7 protein-coding genes are annotated in these 7,386 nt (G+C 62.7%); 5 read left to right on the top strand and 2 right to left on the bottom strand.

Annotated elements, in window-relative coordinates; translation table 11 throughout:
- The 5 genes from AC3WJU_RS21950 to AC3WJU_RS21970 form a co-directional block, all read left to right on the top strand.
- A partial coding sequence (locus AC3WJU_RS21950; RefSeq protein WP_492260856.1) for a colicin E5-related ribonuclease occupies positions 1 to 2,259 on the top strand: 2,259 nt, incomplete at its 5' end.
- A complete protein-coding gene (locus tag AC3WJU_RS21955; protein ID WP_492260857.1) occupies positions 2,253 to 2,588 on the top strand; it encodes a hypothetical protein in 336 nt (111 codons plus the stop codon). The genes AC3WJU_RS21950 and AC3WJU_RS21955, both read left to right, overlap by 7 nt.
- A 181-nt stretch (positions 2,589 to 2,769) precedes the next feature.
- A complete protein-coding gene (locus AC3WJU_RS21960) occupies positions 2,770 to 4,503 on the top strand; it encodes a NucA/NucB deoxyribonuclease domain-containing protein (protein WP_492260858.1) in 1,734 nt (577 codons plus the stop codon).
- On the top strand, positions 4,503 to 5,084 hold the full coding sequence (locus AC3WJU_RS21965) for an SMI1/KNR4 family protein (protein ID WP_307052936.1): 582 nt from the start codon (positions 4,503 to 4,505) through the stop codon (positions 5,082 to 5,084). The genes AC3WJU_RS21960 and AC3WJU_RS21965 overlap by 1 nt, the downstream gene beginning before the upstream one ends.
- 92 nt (positions 5,085 to 5,176) lie before the next feature.
- Positions 5,177 to 5,938, top strand: coding sequence for a pentapeptide repeat-containing protein (locus AC3WJU_RS21970; RefSeq protein ID WP_307052935.1), 762 nt, complete (start codon positions 5,177 to 5,179; stop codon positions 5,936 to 5,938).
- Positions 5,939 to 6,460: 522 nt separating this feature from the next.
- Here AC3WJU_RS21970 and AC3WJU_RS21975 read toward each other — a convergent pair.
- Positions 6,461 to 6,976 carry an Imm26 family immunity protein gene (locus AC3WJU_RS21975; RefSeq protein ID WP_492260859.1) on the bottom strand — a complete coding sequence of 172 codons (516 nt, stop codon included), beginning with the start codon at positions 6,974 to 6,976 and terminating at the stop codon, positions 6,461 to 6,463.
- Positions 6,952 to 7,386, bottom strand: a 435-nt coding sequence (locus AC3WJU_RS21980; protein ID WP_492260860.1) for a GIY-YIG nuclease family protein, incomplete at its 5' end; no start/stop codon positions are given. The genes AC3WJU_RS21975 and AC3WJU_RS21980, both read right to left, overlap by 25 nt.

Genomic DNA, 7,386 nt, shown 5'->3' on the forward strand with positions numbered 1-7,386 from the left:
ACGGGCCCTGTGGGCCCGGGCCAGACCATCAGGGTCAAGGTCACCGGCCGCGGGGGTCTCCCGGCGTCCGGTGTGTCCGCTGTCGCGATGAACATCACCGTCGCCAACTCCTCCTCGTTCGGGGCCATCACCGCCTTCGCGGGCGGGACTCCACAACCGAACACCTCGAATCTGAACTACGCGACCGGGCAGATCGTCTCCAACTTCGCTATCACCCCGGTAGCGTCCGACGGCACGATCGCGTTCACGAACAATTCCTCCGGCACGGTGCAGATCATCGCGGACACTTCCGGGTACTTCCTCGGCGGCACGGCCACCGTCCCTGGCGCGTTCTCGGCCCAGACCCCGTTCCGGCAGCTCGACACCCGCAACGGCACCGGCGGGGTCAACGGACCCGTCGGACCGGGGCAGACGATCAGCGTCAAAGTCACCGGCCGCGGGGGCCTCCCTGCCACCGGTGTCTCCGCGGTCGCGATGAACATCACCGTCGCCAACTCCACCTCCTCCGGGGTCATCACCGCCTACGCCGGCGGGACCCCCAAACCAGGCACCTCGAACCTGAACTACACGGCCGGGCAGATCATCCCGAACTTCGCGATCACCGCGGTCGGGGCGGACGGGACGATTTCGTTCACGAACGATTCCCCCGGCACGGTGCAGCTCATCGCGGACACCATGGGCTACTTCAACGGCCCCGTGACCGGTGGACTGCCCGGCCCGCACCAGCTCCAATCCATGACCAGCACGCCCGCCACCGGGCAGTCCACGACCAGCACCTTCACTTGGGACCCGGCAGGGCGCATGACCAGCCGCGGCGGGGAAACCCTGTCCTACACCGCCGACGGGAAACTGGCCACCACCACCGGCAGCAGCGCCCTGCCGGGGAACCCGAACCCCTCAACAAATGCAGGCACCCCGCCCGCACCCGTGTCGGGGACTGCGGGTAGTACCGGGACCAGATACTACGACGCCGGCGGGAACCTTGTCGGGATCACCGACGGAACCGGGACGACCGTCATGATCGGTTCGATCACCGCCCACGTGACCCCGGGCGGGGTGAAGACAGCCACCAAGAGCTACGGACTGGCCGGGAAGACCATCGCCCAGCGCACCGCCGCCGGCGGTGCCGTGAAGCTCGCGTTCGTGCTCAGCGACGGCGTCGGCACCGCCCAGACCATCGTGCAGGCCAGCAGCGGGGCCACCCCCGTCACCGCCCAAACCCGCTACACCGACCCGATCGGCCTCGCCCGCGGACCCACCCAAACAGCGCCAGGAACAGGCGCGTACGCCACCGCAGGAGCAGGGGTCACAGGTGTTGGGGCCAACGCGGCCAACGCGGCCGGGTTCGGGGCCGTCAACGGGTACATCGGCGGGCTCGCCGACACGGTCAGCACCCTCACCCACCTAGGCGCCCGCGACCTCGACCCCGTCACCGGCACCTTCACAAGCCCGGACCCGATCCTGAAACCCGGTGAAGCCAACAACTACTCTCCGTACGTCTACGGTGAAGCCGACGCCATCAACAACTCCGACCCCTCCGGACTCATGATCCTCGGGCCCGCCATCGAAGACGGAGGATCTTGGTTCGGGGGCGGAACCGTTGACTCGCGGTGGGAGGATGCCCACCCGTCCAACGACTATTTCCTTCCTTGGAAGCCGATCGCCGACCAACGATCCTACGTCCCCGTGGTACCCGCGTACCAACCCGTCGCCGCCGCCCCGGAACCGGAAGTCATCGATGCCGACGAAACGATGGCATACATACGCAAGAACGGCATCAAGGCCTCCTCCGCAACAGCGCTGAAGTACCTCGGCTTTGACGCGTCATTCGTGCCCGGCGTCGGTGGCATTGCATATGTAGCTCTAAATCGATCAGCCGACAACCTGGAAGGCAACGATCCTGGGCCCCTCAAAGTGGATGACGTCTCCATGATGGGCATCGGGGCAATTCCCGGAGGGGGCCCTCTTGGAGCATTTGGCAAAACAGGCGCAAAAGCGATAAAGATGGAAAGCAAGATCTTGAACGCACTGGCCAAACGAGGCTGGACAGAGCAATCGGTCGAGAACCTGGTTAACAATCCGGATCGCACTGTTGTAACTCGCGACACTCGCTGGCAGCGGGGAACCGGCGCACGCAATGATGATCCTGCGACCGCCTATTTAGACAAAAATGGAGGCTACGTCGTGAGAAACGACAAAACCGGTGATATCGTCCAAATTAGCGACCTCACAGACCCTAATTGGAAGTCCCCGTGGTAACCACGGCTGCGTTGCTCGAAGCAGCAGTGGAACGCGGCATCGAGGTTCTCGAACATCCGAACGGAATTTTCCGGGTAGCGCTTGCACAACTGCCCGAAACAATCCTTTTGGTTCAAGAATTCAATCTGGTTGTTCTCGGTTTGGATGGACTCCTGCTCGACGGTGCTGTGATCGTGCCCCTCATTGACTTCATCGCCGACTTTAGTGCGATCGCCGGTTCCTGGGAGCACCGGGTACGCGACAGCGCGAGTCAGGCTTCCGAAGTTGTGACCGTGTGGGGCGTCGGTCCAACCCACGTGGAACTGACTCTGGACGGCTTAGAAGACTAGCCGATTCCGAGTAGGACGGACGCTCGCCCGCATCGGGCCTGCCGGGATTTTCCTGCAGGGCCGGCTCGGCGAGGATGACACGGTCCACCGGGAACTCTCGGGGCAGATCATCCCCAACTTCGCGATCACCGCGGTCGGGGCGGACGGGACGATTTCCTTCACGAACGATTCCCCGGGCACCGTGCAGCTCATCGCCGACACCATGGGATACTTCAACGGCCCCGTGACCGGCGGCCTGCCCGGGCCGCACCAGCTCCAGTCCATGACCAGCACCCCCGCCACAGGGACACCCGCGACCAGCACGTTCACCTGGGACGGAGCAGGGCGGATGACCGGCCGGGCCGGGGAAACCCTGGCCTACACCCCGGACGGGAAACTCGCCACCACCGCGGGCAGCAGCACCCTGCCCGCGAACCCGAACCCCTCAGCAAGTGCGGGCACCCCGCCCGCACCCGTGTCCGGGACCGCGGGCAGCACCGGGACCCGGTACTACGACGCCGGAGGGAACCTCGTCGGGATCACCGACGGGACCGGAACCACCGTCATGATCGGTTCCATCACCGCCCATGTGACCCCGGCAGGGGTAAAGACCGCGACCAAGACCTACAGTTTCGCGGGGAAGACCGTCGCCCAGCGCACCGCCGCCGGCGGAACCGTGAAACTCGCCTTCATCATCAGCGACGGCGTCGACACCGCCCAGACCATCGTCCAACCCAGCAGCGGGACCACACCGGTCACCGCCCAAACCCGCTACACCGACCCCATCGGCCTCGCCCGCGGCCCCACCCAGACCGCGCCAGGAACAGGAGCCTTTGCCACCGCCGCTTCCAGTGTCACCGGGATGGGCTCCAACGCCGCGAACCCGGCAGGGTTCGGGGCCGTCAACGGGTACATCGGCGGGCTCGCCGACACGGTCAGCACCCTCACCCACCTCGGCGCCCGCGACCTCGACCCCGTCCTGGGCACCTTCACGGCACCGGACCCCATTCTCGACACAGCCAACCCGAACAACTACTCCCCGTACGGGTACGCGAACGCGGACCCCGTCAACGGCAGCGACCCATCAGGACTGATGATCAACTGCGAATGCGGGATCGGTATCGGCTTCGGCTCCTGGAGCATGCCCAGCGGCGGCGCCGCCGCCGGCGCCGCCGCCGTTGGGGCAGTGGGGGTGGGGGCGATCATGTCCCTGCCGACCGCCTTCCAGAAATTCTCCGACTGGCTAAACTCATTGTTTGCCTCAAGCGGCGCAACAGCCGCTGCGGAAGCCAACGGATTCGCCGCCGACCAGTACATCCCCTGGACGCACATCACCTACCCCGCCGCTCCCGCCGGGCCTGCGGTCTCCACCACCCCGGCCGACACACCGGAATCATGGGGACCGGCCGACGGCTACACCGCCGGATACCCCGAGGCCACCGGAACATCCTTCCCCGCCATCCCCCAAAGACCCTCGTCAACCAACGACGGAGCAGGCAACGACGGGGCAGCCCTCGCCGCCGCGAACGCCATCATGCACGCCGCCAGCCAAGCAGCCACCCAAGCAATCGCCAACGGAGCGGCAGCAGCCAACGCGGCCATTCCCTCTGTGGTTTTTAGCCGCAGTCGCGCTCCTGGACTGGCACAAAATTTTGACGATGCAGTTTCCGCTGGTGCGCCTACCGAGCTCAACCGGGTAACCGGACGTGTCAGAGATAGAAACCGGAGGGATGCACTCCGTGGTCAGGCTCCCGCGGTGGCCGGACTATCCTTGGATGAGTATCCCTTCGCTTGTTCGGCCCAGGGCGGAGCGGGATCTTGCGTTTCGCCGGTTCCTGTAGCAGAGCAGAGCTACCAAGGTGGGGTTCTCAGCCGTTTCTTCCAGATAAACGGTATTCAGGCAGGAGATCCATTCAATGTTATTTTTGGGCCATAATGAATGATCTACTTGCATCCCTTACCCGCATCGAGCGCGGCTTGGAGCGTCTTCAACGACGTGTGCTTTTGCAAAGACTGCGTCCCGGAACGCCGGAGAGCCCGATCCGGGACGTGCTCTTGAGTCTTGGCCTGCCAAACAATGCTCAGGTCGAGATGTTGTTCGGCTGGCGAAACGGTACAGATACGCAGCCTGTTATCACACTGGACGATATTCATGTGTTCCCAGGGTTCTATTTACTATCAATCGAGGACGCAGCCGTAAACTACAGCACGTTTCGGAATGATCCTCGTTGGACGCCAGGCTGGCTGCCCCTATTCTCCAACGGAGGCGGGGACTTTTATGCTGTTGTTCTGGCGGGGGAAAGGGTTGGATCGGTCCGGCATTTCCGTATCGACGAGAGGGAACACCCGGTTGAGTTCGAGTCGATCGGCGCAATGGCGGCGACGCTGGCCGAGGCCTTCGACCGAGAGATCTTCTTTGTCGATTCCAACGGCTATCTGGAAATGGATGACTTGGCCTTCGCCACTTTGGCCGCTGAACTTAATCCGCGCGTGCCTTGGTGGACAGACGACGTGTAACGGGCTTTATGAGACGAAATGTGCAGTTCGGCCGCTGCGGCCGGACAGGTGCGGTAATGCCCCCTCAAGCCCGTCGGATCGAAGGACTCCTTATGAACACCGACGATTTTGAAATCAGGGTCCGCTCCAAGGGGTACGTCAAGATCCCCGTCGAGGGAGACTTGTTCGTCGAACATGAGCATGTCAAGGGAGTCGATTACTCGTCTCTGGGTCTAAAAGGTTTTGGCTCCCACGGTTCACGGTTCGAGGACTGCAACTTCTCAAGACTGCAGCTGGACTCGCTGAGCTTCGGTGATGGGGAAGTGATGTCCGAATACATCAACTGCACCTTCGATGGCAGCAGGTTCTTCTCCAATACGCTCCTGGGCCGGTCGCGTTTCGTGAACTGTTCCTTCCGCAGTATCCGCAGCAGCCGGTTCCAATTATCTGCCGGAGACCTGATTGACTGCGTATTCAGCGGCCGGATGGACTCGACCCAGATCTGGGGCCGCACCGGACCGGACGCTCGTATTTACGGCGACAGAACCAACACGATCGACGGCAACGACTTCTCCGGCGTGGACTTCGGCGACACCGACTTCAGATCCGGAGTGGATCTGCGGAAGCAGATCCTGCCCACCGGCCCGGACTACATGATCATCCCCGATGCCGCCCAAGTACTTGCCCGCGCATACGAGAATGCCGCGACGCTGGACGATCTGGAATCCCGCTCGAGTCTAATAAGAATGATCGAGCGGCGACAGGAAGCCGTCAGCAACGGACAACGCGACTTGTTCGAATCCAAACGACGGATCCCCAAGCACATACGGGGCGACTACGAGCGATTTTTTGACCTCGTTGCTAAGCAACTCTGACCCAAGAATTCCTGCTACAGGTGCGCAGAAGGCCACCGAGCAGCAAGGCAGCGCCAACGGGACACACCGCAACATCCCGCTGCCAACGCACCCCTGCGACGGAAGCGACCCACAAACTCGGCCCCATCCTGCGCGGCAGTAGCGCACGCGCGGACCTTGCGGGCGAGTGAACGGCGTTCCGGTTCGCCCATGCCTCGGCGCTCAGCCGCTTCGCGCTCACCAGGGCGCAGTCCCCGCATTGCGTAGACGGGGGTCGGGAACGCAGGGCAGCCATGCATCCACCGCGGCAGTCGCCTGGATCACCGGGCTGGCATTGGCCGAACGTGGCTGCTCGAACAACAACGCATCGCCCGACTAGCCCCCTATGAACCCGTCGGCCGCAGGCGGCACCCCGTCCACACCTGTATTAAGACTCGAGTAGTAACGACGTGAAATTGCACGCTAAGCCTTTGGCGTCAGTCTGGGGTATACCCCAGACTGACAGTCAAGGATTTCATGCGGAAACCCAAACCACATTCATGATCAGCCTTCGGGAACAAGCGGAATACCCAACCCTGCGCTTACGGCGTCGTCGATGGTCCTAAAGCTCTGAAGGCCTAATTCCCCGACCGGTTCCACCGGCCCTGGAAGGTCATTGCCGAGTTCGTCAACGTACTTCTGGAAGAAAGAATCGTAGAAGCAATGCTGGGAAAGGACCTCGCCGGGTTCAAAGGGCAGGTGCGCGATTGTCTCCAGGTAACCTCGTGACCACGGTAAGAGATTGGTCATCATCGGAGGGACCAACAAGTGGTCGCTCCGAAGTTCCGAACGCGCGGGAAGATCCTTCGAAGCGGAACGGATCTTAAAAACGTAAATCAGCTGTGACTGAATCCGGCCCCCGACCATCGCCGACGTACTAACCACGCGTCCGAAGGAGTACTTATCGTCAGGCATCTGCAGCACGAAAACATCACCCGGCCGAGGTTTCTTCCTCGTGGGCTTGAGTATGCGCATATTGGTCTGAACCGAACCCACTAGAGACCTTTCCCCTTCAACCATGCCTCTCCCCAGTCCACCGCGTCCTGGTAGAACGGCCGGTTGGGAGAGATGCTATTGATCTTATTCTCGAAGCCCGGATTGCGGGCAATCAGCGCTTGCTCGATCGCGCGCGCTGCACCTCGGACTAAAGGATAGGCCGTTATCGCCCGTATCGAGAACCGGTCGCCGTGCTGTCTGGCCCTTCGGTCGACATCGTTCGTGATTCCTGCATACACGTCGCTACCAGCCGAGCTGCCTAGATATACGTCCGTATTGGCCGGTCCGCCTGCCAACGCAGCGGGTAGCGCGAGGCCAGTCGCCGCAGCGGCTGCCAAGTTTTGGTTGCCGATTGCCTGGGTGGCTGCTTGGCTGGCGGCGTGCATGATGGCGTTCGCGGCTGCCAGGGCTGCCCCGTCGTTGCCTGCCCCGTC

The sequence above is a fragment of the Arthrobacter sp. FW306-1B-F12A genome, assembly GCF_058781865.1.